Annotated in this window: 14 protein-coding genes and 2 pseudogenes; 7 read left to right on the top strand and 9 right to left on the bottom strand. The window is 69.8% G+C overall.

Annotated features, from left to right (window positions below):
* Positions 1 to 382: pseudogene (locus tag RB628_RS29590) on the bottom strand (hypothetical protein); the annotation flags it as partial.
* Between the two features lie 524 nt (positions 383 to 906).
* Here RB628_RS29590 and RB628_RS29585 point away from each other — a divergent pair.
* The gene (locus RB628_RS29585; protein WP_318323598.1) at positions 907 to 2,025 is read left to right on the top strand and encodes a glycosyltransferase; all 1,119 of its coding nucleotides are present in this window, start codon (positions 907 to 909) and stop codon (positions 2,023 to 2,025) included.
* A 503-nt stretch (positions 2,026 to 2,528) separates the two neighbouring features.
* Here RB628_RS29585 and RB628_RS29580 read toward each other — a convergent pair.
* The gene (locus tag RB628_RS29580; protein WP_318323597.1) at positions 2,529 to 2,789 is read right to left on the bottom strand and encodes a DUF6243 family protein; all 261 of its coding nucleotides are present in this window, start codon (positions 2,787 to 2,789) and stop codon (positions 2,529 to 2,531) included.
* 110 nt (positions 2,790 to 2,899) lie between these two features.
* On the opposite strand from RB628_RS29580, the gene RB628_RS29575 reads away from it, so the two are divergent.
* Positions 2,900 to 3,547: a TetR/AcrR family transcriptional regulator gene (locus RB628_RS29575; protein WP_318323596.1), complete on the top strand. Its 648-nt coding sequence runs from the start codon at positions 2,900 to 2,902 to the stop codon at positions 3,545 to 3,547.
* A 203-nt stretch (positions 3,548 to 3,750) separates the two neighbouring features.
* A complete protein-coding gene (locus RB628_RS29570; protein ID WP_318323595.1) occupies positions 3,751 to 4,500 on the top strand; it encodes a bifunctional DNA primase/polymerase in 750 nt (249 codons plus the stop codon).
* 22 nt (positions 4,501 to 4,522) lie between these two features.
* On the opposite strand, the gene RB628_RS29565 is transcribed toward RB628_RS29570, so the two are convergent.
* From RB628_RS29565 to RB628_RS29545, 5 genes and pseudogenes are all read right to left on the bottom strand, one after another.
* Positions 4,523 to 5,539: a hypothetical protein gene (locus RB628_RS29565; RefSeq protein WP_318323613.1), complete on the bottom strand. Its 1,017-nt coding sequence runs from the start codon at positions 5,537 to 5,539 to the stop codon at positions 4,523 to 4,525.
* Positions 5,487 to 6,010 (bottom strand): annotated as a pseudogene (locus RB628_RS29560) (FTR1 family iron permease); the annotation flags it as partial. The pseudogene RB628_RS29560 and the gene RB628_RS29565, both read right to left, overlap by 53 nt.
* 174 nt (positions 6,011 to 6,184) lie before the next feature.
* Entirely contained in the window at positions 6,185 to 7,027 is an 843-nt protein-coding gene (locus RB628_RS29555; protein ID WP_318323594.1) for a heme ABC transporter ATP-binding protein, read from the bottom strand.
* Between the two features lie 147 nt (positions 7,028 to 7,174).
* Positions 7,175 to 8,257: an iron ABC transporter permease gene (locus RB628_RS29550; protein WP_318323593.1), complete on the bottom strand. Its 1,083-nt coding sequence runs from the start codon at positions 8,255 to 8,257 to the stop codon at positions 7,175 to 7,177.
* Positions 8,254 to 9,264, bottom strand: a complete 1,011-nt coding sequence (locus tag RB628_RS29545; protein WP_318323612.1) for a heme/hemin ABC transporter substrate-binding protein — start codon at positions 9,262 to 9,264, stop codon at positions 8,254 to 8,256. Before RB628_RS29545 ends, RB628_RS29550 begins: the two co-directional genes overlap by 4 nt.
* A 141-nt stretch (positions 9,265 to 9,405) precedes the next feature.
* Between RB628_RS29545 and RB628_RS29540 the strand changes: the two genes are divergently transcribed.
* The 3 genes from RB628_RS29540 to RB628_RS29530 are packed head-to-tail and all read left to right on the top strand — an operon-like array spanning position 9,406 to position 13,153.
* Positions 9,406 to 10,863, top strand: a complete 1,458-nt coding sequence (locus RB628_RS29540) for an HtaA domain-containing protein (RefSeq protein WP_318323592.1) — start codon at positions 9,406 to 9,408, stop codon at positions 10,861 to 10,863.
* Positions 10,864 to 10,918: 55 nt separating this feature from the next.
* Positions 10,919 to 12,451 (top strand): HtaA domain-containing protein, encoded by a 1,533-nt coding sequence (locus RB628_RS29535; RefSeq protein WP_318323591.1) that lies wholly within the window; start codon positions 10,919 to 10,921, stop codon positions 12,449 to 12,451.
* 57 nt (positions 12,452 to 12,508) lie between these two features.
* Complete coding sequence (locus RB628_RS29530; RefSeq protein ID WP_318323590.1) at positions 12,509 to 13,153, top strand: PhzF family phenazine biosynthesis protein; 645 nt, start codon at positions 12,509 to 12,511, stop codon at positions 13,151 to 13,153.
* A gap of 218 nt (positions 13,154 to 13,371) precedes the next feature.
* Here RB628_RS29530 and RB628_RS29525 read toward each other — a convergent pair whose 3' ends face one another.
* Both RB628_RS29525 and map read right to left on the bottom strand, forming a co-directional pair.
* Entirely contained in the window at positions 13,372 to 14,025 is a 654-nt protein-coding gene (locus RB628_RS29525; protein ID WP_318323589.1) for a biliverdin-producing heme oxygenase, read from the bottom strand.
* A gap of 143 nt (positions 14,026 to 14,168) precedes the next feature.
* Positions 14,169 to 15,026, bottom strand: coding sequence for a type I methionyl aminopeptidase (gene map, locus RB628_RS29520; protein WP_318323588.1), 858 nt, complete (start codon positions 15,024 to 15,026; stop codon positions 14,169 to 14,171).
* 60 nt (positions 15,027 to 15,086) lie between these two features.
* On the opposite strand from map, the gene RB628_RS29515 reads away from it, so the two are divergent.
* Positions 15,087 to 15,317 (top strand): hypothetical protein, encoded by a 231-nt coding sequence (locus RB628_RS29515; protein ID WP_318323587.1) that lies wholly within the window; start codon positions 15,087 to 15,089, stop codon positions 15,315 to 15,317.
* The last annotated feature ends 296 nt before the right edge of the window (positions 15,318 to 15,613 follow it).

Below are 15,613 nucleotides of genomic sequence, written 5' to 3'. Positions count from 1 at the left end.
CACCTGCGGGGCCGGTCGGGCCGGTGGCGCCGTCAGCACCGTCAGCACCGTCAGCGCCAGCGGGGCCGGTGGGTCCGGTGGCACCGTCAGCGCCGTCGGCACCCGCAGGGCCGGTCGGGCCGGTGGGGCCGGTGGGGCCGGTCGCACCGTCCGTGCCGTCCGTGCCATCGGTCCCCGCAGGGCCGGTCGGCCCCGTCGGCCCCGTGGGCCCCGTGGGGCCGGTCGGGCCCTGCTGGCCGTGGTCGCCGTGGTCGCCGTGCTCGCCGTAGTGGCCCTGGTCGCCGCAGTGGCCGTCTCGGCATTCGTCGCCACCCGGGCGGGCGGCGGAGGCTATGTTGGCGACCGTCTTCGTGTGCTCCATCGCGAGAGCCGGGCTGGCCATGCCCGTGAGTACGAGAGCGAGGGATGCGAGGCTGCTGCCCGCGATCCACGTGCTCCGCCTGGGGAGCGGGAGCGGCCCGAGTGAGGAACTTGTCCTGGAGTCAGGACTCATGCGGTCTCCTGATTTCGCGAAGTCGAATGTCACGCCACCCCGGAAGAGGCGACATCCACATCATTACCATGCGCGACGACGCGCGCACTTTGGGTGACATTGCCGCTCCGCCCGGGCCGCCTGCTAGCCCCCTATTGTCATGGGCATGGCATTTTCTGGCGGACTTCGACGCGAACGGCCAACTCCGTGACACCTGCTGGGTGTGTATCTCCTCCGTGAGGCAAGGGTGGCAGGCGGTCTACCGGCACGCGCCCGCTTCCTGCCGCCCGGCCCGGCGCGCTCATAACAAGAATCGGCGTTGCGTCGACAATCCTTGAGTCGAAGTGTCTAAAGTGATTACGGCGACTTCATCCCACGTGATTCAGGCTTTTATCGTCATGCTCGATTGGAAACTCGAAGGTAGGGACAGAACCATGAAACCGACCATCTGCCTCTGCATGATCGTGAAGAACGAATCGGCCGTAATTGAGCGGTGTATCGCCTCGGTGCGAGACATCGTCGACACCTGGATCATCTCTGACACGGGCTCGACGGATGGCACTCAGGATCTGATTCGAAAAGCCTTCGATGGTGTCCCCGGCGAGTTGCACGACGACCCTTGGGTTGACTTCGGGGTAAATCGCACACTTAACATCGAACGCGCCCGCGGGAAAGCCGACTACCTGCTTCTGATGGACGCCGACATGACTATCAGGCAAGAAGGGCCATTGCCTGCGCTGTCCTGTGCGTCCTACATGATCCCGCACGCCGGCAGTCTTGCCTACCGGATCAAGCGTCTCGTCCGCGGTGATTTGCACTGGCGCTACGAGGGCGTGACACACGAGTACCTGACTGCCGACGAGGAGCACGAACAGGAGAACCTCGACGCCCTCGTGATCGAGCACTTCGCCGACGGCGGCTCCCGGCACGACAAGTTCGAACGGGACATGGCCCTGCTGAGCGCGGAGATCGAGCGCGATCCCACAGACGCGCGCAGCACGTTCTACCTCGCCCAGACCATGCGTGACATGGGTCGCACTGAAGAGGCGATCGCCCTTTACGAGCGCCGTGCGGGGATGGGTGGCTGGGGAGAGGAGATCTACTACGCACTCCTGCAGGCAGGAATCCTCAAGGATGAGTCCGGTGACTGGCCGGGAGCCATGGACACCCTCTCGCGGGCATGGGAGCAGCGGCCGCAGCGCCTTGAAGCGTGCTTCGAATTGGTCTCACGGCTGCGGAAGCGTGGAAACTATCGTGCCGGGCATGCCTTCGCGTGTGCGGGGATCAATCGCGAGGAGCCCGACGATATTCTCTTCACTCACCCATGGGTCTACAAGTGGGGGCTGCTCTTCGAATATTCCATCGTTTCCTACTGGGTAGGGGATATTCAGAGTTCCCTCGAAGCGTGTGACCGCCTCCTGACCATTCCTGACCTGCCGGAAGCGCATCGTCTGCAAACACTGCGGAATCGTGATTTTGCCGTCGCCCGGCAAGCCGAAAAATCGAACATTATCGAGGCGGGAAAGCCCCGGCAGTCCGGGGCAAAAATTTAGACGCGGCCACTTGCGTCGGGCGCTCTTGAGCACGCTGGACTTGAGTTGCTTGGGTCGAATTCGTCGATCTTGCAGTCGATGTCGTGGCCATCGCTCCCGGGGGTAAGGGGTCGCAGGTTCACATCCTGTCGTCCCGACGGGAGTTTGCTCCATCGTCGTAGACGGGGGCCTTGTTCCATGAAAGTGGAGCGGGGCCCTCGATCATTTCCGGAACGTGCCTCCGCTCATTGGCTCTCACCGTCCGGGCAGGCCATGAAATAACGGGACCTGCCCCCATCATGAACTCGTCCTGCTCGAAGGTGGCCGGCCACGTGGGCGGCCCCCGTCAGCGCTCCAACTGGCGTGTTTCTTCCCGGGCTTGTCGTACGCGGTCGACGCCGGCCTCGAACTCGGCGACGAACGTCAGCGCCAACGCCTCAATGCAGAAGCCCCGCCGCACCCCCTGGTCGGGAGGGAGTGTGATGGGGCTTTCGGTACCGCCGCCCGGCCGTACCCGCGGCTGTCTACGAACCCGCCGACTGATCCATCCGATCCGACTGGTCCGACTGGCCCGTCGGGTCGGCCCTGTCCGATGTGCGTCCCTCCTGTGCGCCCTCTTCCTCCGCGCGCTTCTCCTGCAACTTGCGCACCAGCTCCCGTTTCTGGGCCTGCGGGTCCGACCCGCCGCCCACGTGCTTGCCCCGGCCTCCGCCCCGTAGGGCGTTCTTGCCCAGGTTGCTGCGGGTGCCGCCGACTCCGAGCATGTTGCCGCCGCCTCGTGCCATGACGTGTCTCCTTCTGCCGTAGACGATTGACGATACGTATCGTCTCGTTCAATCGGACCCTCTCACCTTCGGCGAGACGTTCCGTCTTGTCAACCTGATAACTTGCCGACATGGTCCAGAAACCCGCCCCCGACAGGCCCGCCCCCGACTCCACCCGCCGCAGCGAGAAGTCCCGCCGCGCCATCTACGAGGCCGCCCTCGCGCTCGTCAGTGAGGTCGGGTATCAGAAGGCGACCATCGAGGGCATCGCCGCCCGGGCTGGCGTCGGCAAGCAGACCATCTACCGGTGGTGGTCCTCCAAGGTGGAGGTGCTCATGGAGGCCTTTCTCGACCTGAGCGAGCAGGCCGCGGAAGCAACTCGGCCCGGGCGGCAGTACGCCATCCCCGACACCGGTGACCTCGCCGCCGACCTCAAGGCCGTGCTCCGTCTGACCGTCGACCAGTTGCTCGACCCCGTGTTCGCGGTCCCCTCCCGCGCCCTCGCCGCCGAAGGCGTCGTCAACGAGGAGCTCGGTCGCCGGTGCTTCGCCAAACTCCTCGAACCCTCGTTCCAGCTCTACGTCCAGCGCCTGCGCGTCGCCCAGGACGCCGGGCAGGTACGTGCCGACATCGATCCCCGTATCGCCCTCGAACTCCTCGTCTCCCCACTCGCCCAGCGCTGGCTCCAGTACACCGGGCCCATCACGTACGAGTACACGGACACCCTCGTCGACTACGCCCTGGGCGGTATCGCCCCACCCGGAGGTAATTGGAGGTAATCGGAGGCAGTCAGCAGTAGTCGCGGCAGGACGGCTGAAAATCGGGGGTGCTAAATCCTGCTAATCAACCGGAAAACAGCCCATCCCAGTCCCCGCGAACCTCGTCCCACCTACCCCGGATGTCGGCTCCGGCCCCCCGCGACGCAGGATGGTGGGACCATGGAGCAGGCTGTCCGCACAACAGCAGCGAGGCGAGGCGATATATGAGCGCGGAGTTCGGCGGTCGTACGACGGGCCGGAAGGGCAGGATCTCCCAGTGGCTGCGTGGGCGCCGTACGGACGCCCACGGCGAGACCACCACCGGCGCAGAGAGTGGGCGCCGTGAGGAACTGCTGCTCGCCGCCGCCCGTGCCGGACTGCCCCTCGCGCCCGCCGCACACCCCTCCGCCTACCGCTGTTCCTGCGACCGCGTCGGCTGTCCCACGCCCGCCCGGCACCCGATCTCCTTCGCCTGGCAGACGCAGTCCACCACCGACCGCGCCCAGATCGAGCGTTGGGCCAGGCATCAGCCGCAGGCCAACTTCATCACCGCGACCGGCATGGTCCACGACGTCCTCGACGTGCCCCTCGAAGCGGGGCGCGAGGCACTGGAGCGGCTGCTCGGGGCCGGTATCGAGGTCGGGCCCGTCGCCGAGAGCGACGACGGACGGCTGCTGTTCTTCACCCTCACGCGCGGCACCCCGGACGATGAGGACGAGTGGTGGCCCTGCGAACTGGACTGCCACCCCGAGACCATGGACGAGCACCCGGGGCTGCGCTGGCACTGCCGGGGGTCCTACGTCCTCGTGCCGCCCGCCCGACTGCCCGCCGACCAGGGCGTGTACTGGGTGCGTGGGCCGGAGTTCGCCCTGCCCGACCCGCTCAGCCTTCTCGAAGTCCTCACCGACGCCTGCGCCCGGTACGCCGGCGAGGAGCCCGACCACGCCACCGCGGCCTGGCCCCACCGCGGCTGAACCACCGTCCGGCAAGCCGGAGTTACTCTCCCTGCGCCGCCGTCAGACCCTGGATGCGGCTCAGGAACTCCACACCCTGGCTCGCGGACCCCTTGGCCGGGTCCAGCACCGCCTGGTTCGACACGAACTCCAGCGTCAGCGACTGCTTGATCTCGCCCTTCGTCAGCGCCAGCACGCTGTCGCTGGGCGTCGGGATCGACGTACCCAGTGCGGCGGTCTGCTTCTCGTAGTGGTGCGTGGCGAAGAAGACCAGCGCGCCGCCGTCCGCCGTACGCAGACCCAGTGGGGCGAAGTCGTCCTTGACCAGCGGCTCGTCGATGTACTGGGTGACGAGCCCGGGTTTGATGGCGCTCTTCTTGCGCTGCGCCACCCAGGCGCTCGTGTGCACACCCGGCGCGAAGACGTCGCCGCCGCCGTCCTTCAGGAACGTCGCGTAGTCCTCGCTCAAGTCCTTGGGCGCGACGGCCAGTTCGGCCGAGTTCGCCGTCACCGGTTCCGCCCAGCCGGCCTGGTCCGTCTTGAACGCCGGTACGTCGTCCGGGTCGAGCAGCGTCAGATACGCCACCGCCCACGGCTCGGCCACGTTGCTGCGCGTGAACACCAGCAGCCAGCGCGCCTCGTCACCCTTGTTGGCGTCCGAGTCCGCGACGAACCAGCGCGGCCAGCCCGCCTTCTTGGGGATCGTGAACCTGGTGTCCGTGAACTCCAGCGGCACGTACGACGGGTTGCCGGCCGGGTTGACCTCGCGACCCGCGTCCAGCCGGGCCGCGTCGATCGCGCCGAGGGCGCCGGTGACGTAGTCGGCGTCCAGGGAACGGTCGTACGCCTTGTCCGCCTCGTTGTACGCGGCAGTGAAATCCCTCAGCGCCTCGGCCGCCTCCGCCCGGGTGGCCGCCGGAAGCACCTCGCGCTCGCCGTGCACCACGACACAGCCGCTCGCGGCCAGGGACAACACGGTCACCGACGCCGCTACGAGGGCGCTCCGGTCAAGAAGTCCTCGTGGTGTCCGAGGACTTCGAGGGCCGCGACCCCTGCTCACCCTGCTCATTAGCTGGCTTCACCTTCCCCTTCCCGGAGGCGAACCCTACCGGGGCGAGGAAGAACGCGAGCGTCGGGACCAGGTACAGCGCCCACACCGTGACCTGGGGGACGGTCGGGTCCGGCTGGCAGTTGAGGGCGCCCTTGCGGAGCGTGCCGTACCAGCCGTCCGGCGGGATCGTCTCGCTGGTGTCGAAGGCGTTGTTCGTCAGGCCCGGCACGATGTCGGCCTCCTGGAGGTCGTGGAAGCCGTAGGCGAGGACGCCCGCCGCCGGTCCAGGTGAAGGACCTCGACAGGTTGATGCGCAGGGCGCCCGGTAGGAGAGGCAGCCGAACAGGACCGCCGTCGCGATGCCCAACAGCACGCCCGAGTAGGGGCCCTTCGGTGCCGTCGCTGGACGCACGCACCGACGCCCGCAACGAACAGCGCGGTCTCCAGGCCCTCCCGGCCCACCGCCAGGAACGCGGTCGCTGCGGTGGGGGCTGCGGTGGTCACGCAGGTTTGGTGAGGCGGCCCAGACTCACCTGGGGCTTGCCTCGGCGATACCCGGATTCTCAGTGGTTCGCCTCTTGTCGACGTTGTGTGGGTATGCTCCGATCGCGGCGGTCTGCTCCAGTCCTGAAGGTGACGTGAAGTGAAGCCCATTCACGGGCGATGCACAGGTCGAACATCCCGAACCGGTGAGATCAGGACAGCCCCGGTGCGCGGATGCGGAAACACCTCGATGGGTTGCCGGTAGACGTCCGACAGCAGCCGCTCCTCGAAGATCCCGGCAGGCGGCCCGTCCGCCACGATCCGCCCGGCGCTCAGGACCGCGACCCGGTGGGCGTAGGCCGCCGCGAGCCCGAGATCGTGCAGGACGACCACCACCGCGTCCCCGGCCCGCGCCCGCTCCCGGCAGACCCGCAGCACCAGTTCCTGGTGACGCAGGTCCAGCGCGGCGGTCGGCTCGTCGAGCAGCAGCAGCGGCGCCCGCTGGGCGAGCACCCGGGCCAGCGCCACCCGGGCCCGCTCGCCCCCGCTGAGCGCCGAGAAGGGCCGTACGGCGAACCCGGCCACGTCGGCGGCCTCCATAGCCCCGGCCACCGCCATGTCGTCCTCGTCCTCCCGCTCCGAACCGGCCCAGGGCGCCCGGCCCATCCGGACGACCTCCTCGACGGTGAACGGGAAGGAGAGCGAGGCCGCCTGCGGCAGCACGGCCCGGCGCAGCGCGAGTTCGGCCGCCGGCCACTCGTCAGCGGGCCGGCCGTGTATCCGTACGACCCCTGCTGCGGCCGGAAGATCGGCGGCGAGGGCGCCCAACAGGGTCGACTTTCCCGCCCCGTTGGGCCCCACCAGCGCGAGTACCTCACCGGCACGGACGGTCACGTCGACGCCCTGGAGCACCTCACGAGCGCCGAGGCGGACATGAAGACCTTCGGCTTCGGCAAGGACATCTCCCGGTGCGGCGGCGGGTGGAAGGGCCGGACGGGGACGCAGGAATTTCATGGAAGGGCTCCCTAAGGGCGCGGAGTGGGTCGAAGTGGAAACCGGGGTCGCCGAGGCCCACCTGAGGGGCGCGGGGCCCTGGCATTCTGCGGCTCCGCCGCGTGGGCGCGACCAGCCCCCACCGGCCCGCAGCCGGCATACAACCGCTCAGGCCCACCCTCCTTGCCCGCGCCGCGTCTTCCGCAGCAGCCAGAAGAAGAACGGGCTGCCGAGCAGGGCGGTGAGAACACCCAGCGGCAACTCCGCCGGCGAGGCGATCGTCCGGGCCGTCAGGTCGGCGGCGAGCAACACCACCGCGCCGGCGAGCGCGCTGCCCGGGACGAGGAACCGGTGTCCCGGGCCCACCGCCATCCGCAGCAGATGGGGAATCACCAGGCCGACGAAGCCGATGATCCCCGAGACACCGACCGCCGCCGCCGTGAGCAGCGCGATGACCAGCACCAGCACGATCCGCAGCCGCTCCACGTCCACGCCCAGGTGCCGCGCGGGACGCTCGCCGAGGGACAGGAGGTCGAGGCGGCGGGCGTACAGGGGCGCGACCGCCAGTCCCGCGGCCGCGAACGGCAGCACCGCCAGCACCTTGGACCAGGTGGCCTGGGCCAGGGAACCGAGCTGCCAGAAGGTGATCTGGTTGACCGCCGCCGTGTCCGCGAAGAAGAGGAACAGACCGATCAGGGCGCCCGCGAAGGCGTTCACGGCGATCCCGGTGAGGATCAGCGTCACGACCTCCGTACGGCCGCCGGAGCGCGACATCGAGTACACCAGCAGCACCGTGCCGAGACCGGTGACGAAGGCGACGGCCGGAATCGTCACCGTGCCGAGGAAGCCGAGGCCGAGCGAGATCGCGCCCACCGCACCGACCGCCGCGCCCGAGGAGACGCCGATGACCCCCGGCTCGGCGAGCGGATTGCTGAACACGCCCTGCATCAAGGCCCCCGCACAGCCCAGCGAGGCCCCGACGAGCAGCGCGAGCACGATGCGCGGGAAGCGGACGTTCCACAGGACGGACTCGGGGACGCGGTCCAGCTCGGTGCCGCCGAGGCCGATCCGGTGGAGCACCGAGCCCAGCACGTCACCGGTGGGGATGGGATACGCCCCGAGCCCGGCGGCGACCGGGACGAGGACGAGCAGCGCGACGACCAGTCCGGCGGTCAGCAGCCAGGTCCGGCCGCGCCCCCTGCGTGCGGGCGCCTCTTCGGTGGCCTCAACCACCTTGTCCAGCAAGGTCATGGGGTGTCTCCGCTGCCGTCCGCGTACAGCTGGGCCACGATCGACTTCAGCACCTGGTCGGTACGCGGCCCGTAGTTGAGGAGCACACCGTCCTCGACCGACACGACCCGGCGTTCCATCCCGGCCGGGGTCTGCGCGACGCCGGGGATCCCGACCATGCCGTCGATGCCGCCGACGGACTCGAGTCCCTTGGTCATCACGAGAATCGCGTCCGGCGCGGCCTGCGCGAGCGCCTCGGTGGTGATGGCGGTGAAGTCCTTGCTCAGCCCCGAGTCGGCGCCCGCGTCGACGGCCCCGGCTGCCTCAAGGAGCGAGGTCGCACCGGAGTCCCTGCCGCCGATCAGATAGACGGAGGCCGAGCCGCGCAGATAGAGGAAGGCGACCCGCGGCTGCTCGGTGCGCTCCGGAATCTCCTTGCGCACGGCGGCTATCCGGTCCTCTGAGCGCTTCGTCAGCTCCTTCCCCGCGGCCGGTACGCCGAGCGCGTCGGCAACCGCCTGGATACGCGGGCCGACGTCGCCGAGGTCCTTCGCCGGGCCGATCACCAGGACCGGGATGCCGGCGTCGCGGATCTGGCCGATGGCCTCCTCGGGTCCGGTCGTCGTCTCGGCGAGGACCAGGTCGGGCCTGAGGGAGAGCACGCTCTCGGCGGAGACATCGTGGTTGCGGGTGACAACGGGCAACTCTTCCGCCTGTGTGAAGGTGGCGGTGATGTCCCGGGCGACGACCCGGTCGCCGAGCCCGAGCGTGAACACGATCTCGCTGAGGCTGCCGGAGAGGGGCACGATCCGCTCGGCGGCCTCGACGGTCACCTCCATCCCGTCGGACGACCGCACGGTGACGGGGAGTTGAGGCTCGGAAGGGTTCGCGAGGGGTTCGACGCGATCCGCTGCGGCGGCGTTCGCGGCGGCCCTGGCCGTGCCCTGTGGAGTGTCCCGCGAGGTGCCCTGGGTGCCGGCGCAGCCGGTCACCGTGAGGGCGAGCGCGGACAGTACTGCTCCCGCCATTCGCGTGCGCAAGCGTCCCACGATCCGTCCGTTCTCTTGGATTCCCTTGGATTCTCTCGGCCCTCTTACGTTTCAGCTGGCCAAAGCTTAGGTTAGCCTTACCTTCGCTCGCTACTGGCAGTCGGATCCGGAGGACACCTCATGCCCGCGCACCTTCGTGCCCTGGTGACCGTGTTGTGCGCGGCCGTCCTGGGAGCACTTTTCCCGGCCGGCGCGGCGCATGCCGCGAGCCTTACTGTGCAGGGCGGAAGGCTCGACTGGGGCATCAAGTCGTCCTTCCAGAGCTACGTCACCGGCCCGATAGCGAAGGGGAGTTTCTCCCTCACGGGCGGCGCGGCCACAGTCGGCGGAAGTCAGTTCCGCTTCCACTCGGCGACGGGCACGTACGACGGCGACACGGGCGCCTTCCGCGCCGGCTTCTCCGGCGGAGTCCACTTCCTTGGCCACCGCAAGGACGACGGCACCCACCAGCTCGACCTCACGATCACCCGCCCCACCGTCCGCATCTCCGGCGGCGCCGGCACCCTCTACGTCGACGTGGTCAGCAAGGCGAAGGGCAGCGGGACGGTCACGACTGCCTCGCGGGTGCCCTTCGCCTCCCTCACCCTGGGCGGCATCGACATGAGGGGCGGCGGCAACGCGGTCGTCCTCGACAACCTCCCCGCCAGGCTCACGGCCGAGGGCGCCAGGTCCTTCGCCGGGTACTACGAGGCGGGCACCGAACTCGACCCCGTGAGCCTCTCGGCGGACGTGCGGGCGGCGCCCGCCAAGCAGCCGACGGCGACACCGACGACGGAGGCACCCGCGGCGCCAGCCTCCAAGTCCCCGTCCCCGAAGGTGACTTCGGGCGCCATCAGGGACGGAGCCGTCGACTGGGGCGTACGCCGCACCTTCCGCGAGTACGTCACCGGTGACATCGCCAAGGGCAGGTGGACCCTGTCAGCCGGCGCCCAGGACGGCGGTGCGCTCTTCCGCTTCCCGGGCGGCGAGGGGACGTACGAGGACGGCAAGCTGACCGCCTCCTTCACGGGCGCGGTGCGCTTCACCGGAGAGAACGGGCTCGACCTGGCGCTGAGCGGGCTGCGGGCCGCCGTCGCCGCGAACGGCACCGGCACGCTCTACGCCGACGTCACGAGCCCCGACTTCACGGGCGCCGACGTCCCGCTGATCACCTTCACCGCAGGGAAGCCCGCCCCCAGGAACGGCCTGGTCGCGCTGACCGAGGCGCCCGCGAAACTCACCGGCCGCGGGGCGAAGGCCTTCGGCGGGATGTACAAGGCGGGCACGGAGATGGACCCCGTCTCGCTCACCGTCGCCCTCACCGACGACGCCGAACTGCCCGCCCTGCCCGACCTGGGCAGCGCGGGGACCGGGACGGAGACGTCCGCGACACCGGAGGCGGCGGCGAAGTCCGCGGCGCCGGACACGGAGAACGCCGCGAGCGACACCGCCTCCGGCTCCGACGACGGCTCACTGATCCTGCCCGTCGGCCTGGCGGCCGGGTCCCTGCTGCTGGTGGCCGCGGCCTTCGCGGTGGTCGCCCGCCGGCGCGGGGCCCGGAGGGCCGCCGACGCGCCGAATGCACCGGCAGAGGCCTGAACCCCCGTACCCCGTCCGCCGGTTCGGCGGCCACCCACCTAGGAGAACCACCACCATGTCCGCCACCACCAGACGCCCCCTCGCTCTCGCCGCCGCCGTGGCCACGGCCGTCGCCCTCGGCGCGACCGCACTCGCCACGACGGCCGCCTCCAACGCCTCGGCCGCCGAAATACCCCTCAGCGGCTACGAGTTGACCTGGGGCATCAAGCAGTCGTACCGCGCCTACGTGACCGGGATGGCGGCCGGCACCTTCACCCCGGCGGACGGCGCCACCCAGGCCGCCGACAACGGCGCGTTCACCTTCACGGAGGGCACGGGGGCCTACGACTCCACGTCCCACACCCTCGCCCTGGGCTTCAAGGGCAGTCTGAAGATCGCCTCCACGCTCCACGGCTTCGAACTCGCCCTGTCCGACGTCAGGTTCGACAGCAGGACGGCGAAGATCACCGCCGACGTGACGAAGAGCGGCACCACCCAGGACGACGTACCGCTCGCCGACGTCACGGTCACCCGCGAGATGACCGACATGGCGACCAGGCTGACGCCGGAGGCCGCGACAGTCCTCGGCAGTGCCGGCTACAGCGGGGCGGCGGGTGACCCGCTGACGGTGGTGGAGAAGAAGACGGCGTCCCCGAGCCCCTCGGCGTCGCCGAGCACGAGCGCTTCGGCGACGCCGTCGACGTCCGCGTCCCCGAGCCCGTCGGCATCGGCATCGACCTCGGCGTCCCCTTCGCCTTCGCAGAGCACCTCCGAGTCCGCCTCGCCCTCGGCATCGCCCTCGGGCACCTCCACGGCCGCCCCGGTGAGCGGTGACATCACCGACGGCACGCTCGGCTGGGGCGTGAAGCAGTCCTTCCGTACGTACGTCGTGGACGGCGTCGCCAAGGGCGCGATCACGACGTCCGACGGCGCGACCCAGGCCGCCGGCAACGGCGTGTTCACCTTCGCCGACGGTTCGGGCACCTACGACACCGACGCCGAGACCCTCTCCGCCGCCTTCGCGGGCGCCGTGAACTTCAAGGGTCATGAGGACAACGGCACTTACGGCCTCGACCTCACCCTCAGCGACCTCAGGGCGACGATCGACAACGGCACCGGCGAACTCACCGCCGACGTGGAGAGCCTCGGCGAGACGTCCGACGGCGTGGTCCTGGCCGACCTGACGACGGACGCGGCCGACCTCACCGCCGTGAACGACGTCATCACCCTCTCCGACGTGACCGCCAAGCTCACGGCCGCCGGCGCGAAGGCCTTCGGCGACTTCTACGAGACCGGTGCGGAACTCGACCCGGTCGACCTGTCCGTGGCGGTCGCCGAAGGCGCCGAACTCCCGGGCGGGGACGGCGGATCGGACTCCACAGGCGGCTCCTCCGGCTCTTCCGGCTCCACGGGGGGTTCCTCCGGTACGACGGGCTCCACGGGCTCCACGACCGGCGGTACGGGCCTGACGACCGACGGTGTGACCGGCGGCCTGGCGTCCACCGGGGCGGGCGTTCCGGTGGGAGCGCTGGGCACGGCTGCCGCGGTGACGGTGGCGGCGGGCGCGGGTGTCGTGCTGGCGGTACGGCGTCGGCGTACGGACGCGTAGGGACCTGCGGGGACGCGTAGTTGGTGGCGGCTGCCACCTGGGTGTTTGAATGCGCGCGTGACTGATTACGACGTACTCCGCGTCTTCTGCTCGCCCAACGGGGGATACGGCAACGAGCTGGGCGTGGTCCGTGAGGGCTCCGTCATGCCGGAGCGGAGCGAGCGGCAGGCGTTCGCGGCGAAACTCGGCTTCAGCGAGACCGTGTTCGTCGACGACCCCGAGCGCGGGATCATCGACATCTACACACCGACGCTGCGCCTGCCCTTCGCCGGGCACCCCTGCGTCGGTACGGCCTGGCTGCTCGACGTGCCCGAACTGGTGACACCGGCCGGGCTGGTGGGGGCCCGGCTGGACGGCGAGTTCAGCTGGATCGAGGCGCGGGCGGAGTGGGTATCGGAGCGGACGTTGCGGCGGTACGGGTCGGCTGCGGAGGTCGATGCGCTGGAGGTGCCGCCGGCGGGGGAGTGGATCTACGCGTGGGCGTGGGAGGACGAGGCGGCGGGGCGGGTGCGGGCCCGTGCGTTCCCCGGCCGGGACGACGGGATCGAGGAGGACGAGGCGACGGGGGCGGCGGCGCTGCTGCTGACGCACGAGTTGGGCCGGGCGCTCAACATCACGCAGGGCAAGGGGTCGCAGATACTCACGGCGCCGCAGCCGATGGGGTGGGTGGAGGTCGGGGGGCGGGTGTTCCTGGAGCGGTAGGGGCCCCGACTCTTCCTCGGCCCCGCCGCCCCTACCCGTCCCATCCCCGGGGGCGCCGCCCCCGAACACCCGCTCCTCAAACGCCGGAGAGGCTGGATTTTCCCGGGCGGCGCTGACATCTTCAGCGCCGCTCAGGCATCTCCAGCCCGTCCGGCGATTGAGGACAAGGCCCGGTCAGGGCCGTAGGAGGTCTGGGGGCGCAGCCCCCAGGGGCCGGGTCACGCGGACATGGAGAACTCCTCGCCCAGGGCACGGAAGACACCCGTGTTCAAGGCGAAGGCCCGCTTGCATTCCGCGACCACCCGCTGCCTCTCCAGCTCGTCCACGGCCACGCCCGCCTCGTCCAGCAGTTCGCGGTACCCCCGCTTGAACGCCGCCGGGTTGGCGATCTCCTCGAAGACGTAGAAGCGGACGCCATCACCCTTGCGTGCGAAGCCCCAGGCCTTCTCGGCCCGGTCGCGGATGATCTGGCCCCCGGAGAGGTCTCCGAGGTAGCGCGTGTAGTGGTGGGCGATGTATCCGGCCGGCCACTCCCGCGCGCACTCCGCGACCCGCTCCGCGTACACCCGCGTCGCGGGCAGCGCGGTGAGCGTCGCGCGCCAGTCGGGGCCGCGCAGATGCGCGAGGTCCTGCTCCAGCGCCGCCAGCCGCATCAGGCCGGGCTGGATGAAGGGGCCCGCCACCGGGTCCGACGCCAGCCGGTCCACGCCGGTCTCCAGGGCCTCGTACACGAACCACAGCTGCTCGGTGTAGCGCGCGTACGCCTCCACACCGAGCCGGCCGCCGAGCATGTCGCTCATGAACGTCGAGGTCTCCGCCTCCACGTGCTGCTCGTGCGACGCGGTGCGGATGACTGTCGAGAAGGAGTCCATGGGGCCTATCCTCCGAGGTAAGGTTTACCTAAGTCAATACTTTTGCCGACTGTCTGTCGGCAAAAGCGTACCCATAAACGCGACAGGCCCGCCCTCGGAAGAGAGCGGGCTGTATGTGCGGGGAGAACGTGTGAGGAGGTGAGCTAGGGCAGCGTCAGGATCTCCGCCCCCGAGTCCGTCACCGCGAGCGTGTGCTCGAACTGGGCGGTGCGCTTCCGGTCCTTCGTGACGACCGTCCACCCGTCGTCCCACATGTCGTACTCGTACGTCCCCAGCGTCAGCATCGGCTCGATGGTGAAGGTCATTCCCGGCTGGATGAGCGTCGTCGCGTGCGGGCTGTCGTAGTGCGGGACGATCAGCCCGGAGTGGAACGACGAGTTGATCCCGTGCCCGGTGAAGTCCCGGACCACGCCGTATCCGAAGCGCTTGGCGTACGACTCGATGACCCGGCCGATGATGTTGATCTGCCGGCCCGGCCGGACGGCCTTGATGGCCCGGTCCAGGGACTCCCGGGTCCGCTCGACGAGCAGCCGGCTCTCGTCGTCGACGTCCCCGACCAGGTACGTCGCGTTGTTGTCACCGTGCACCCCGCCGATGTACGCCGTCACGTCGAGGTTGACGATGTCGCCGTCCCGCAGCACGGTCGAGTCCGGGATGCCGTGGCAGATGACCTCGTTGACGGACGTGCACAGCGACTTGGGGAAGCCGCGGTAACCGAGGGTGGACGGGTAGGCCCCGTGGTCGCACATGTAGTCGTGCGCCACCCGGTCCAGCTCGTCGGTGGTCACCCCGGGCGTGATGAGTTTCGCGGCCTCCGCCATCGCCCGCGCGGCGATCCGCCCGGCGATCCGCATCGCCTCGATCGTCTCGGGCGTCTGCACCTCCGCCCCGGTGTACGGGGTCGGCGCGGGCTTGCCGACGTACTCGGGGCGACGGATGTTTCCGGGCACGGAACGGATGGGAGAGAGCTCCCCTGGTACGAGCAGTGACTGGCCAGACATGCCAGCGAGTTTAACGAGCCCGGGTGGGGGACGATGACCCTGGTGAAAGGAGTCCGAACCATGGCCCTGTTCAAGAAGCGCACGGTCGGCAAGCCGGGCGAGTGGTACTACTGCCTGGAGCACAAGAAGGTCGAGGAGGGCCCGGACTGCCCGGCCAAGGACCGGTTCGGCCCGTACGCCACGCGAGCGGAGGCCGAACACGCGATGGAGACGGCCCGCGAGCGCAACCTCCAGTGGGAGAACGACCCCAAGTGGCACGACGCGACGGCTCGCGGCGAGGACGAGGACTGAACGAGCCGGCAGGCCGCTCGGCCGCTCGGCTGGCCGACTTGGCCGACTGGCCGGTCGGCCGGTGGCACGGCCTGGCCGGGCCGCCCGCCCCGCTGCTTGTGAGGCCGCCTCGCCGGGCTGCCTGATCGGTGGTGGAGTTGCCTGTTCCGTTCCGGTCGTCTGGCCACGCTGGCCACGCTGCCTGTGCGGCAGCCGTGGCCGAGGGGGCCGGTCGGCCACGGCTGATCGAGTTGTCCGGTTGACTGAGTGGTGTGCATCGTGAAGTCGCAGGTCACGGGTCTGGTGTGAATGGTGGG

The organism is Streptomyces sp. ADMS (genome assembly GCF_033441795.1).
In the GTDB taxonomy this organism is placed as follows: Bacteria; Actinomycetota; Actinomycetes; order Streptomycetales; family Streptomycetaceae; genus Streptomyces.
This window is presented reverse-complemented; position numbering and strand designations above follow the sequence as displayed.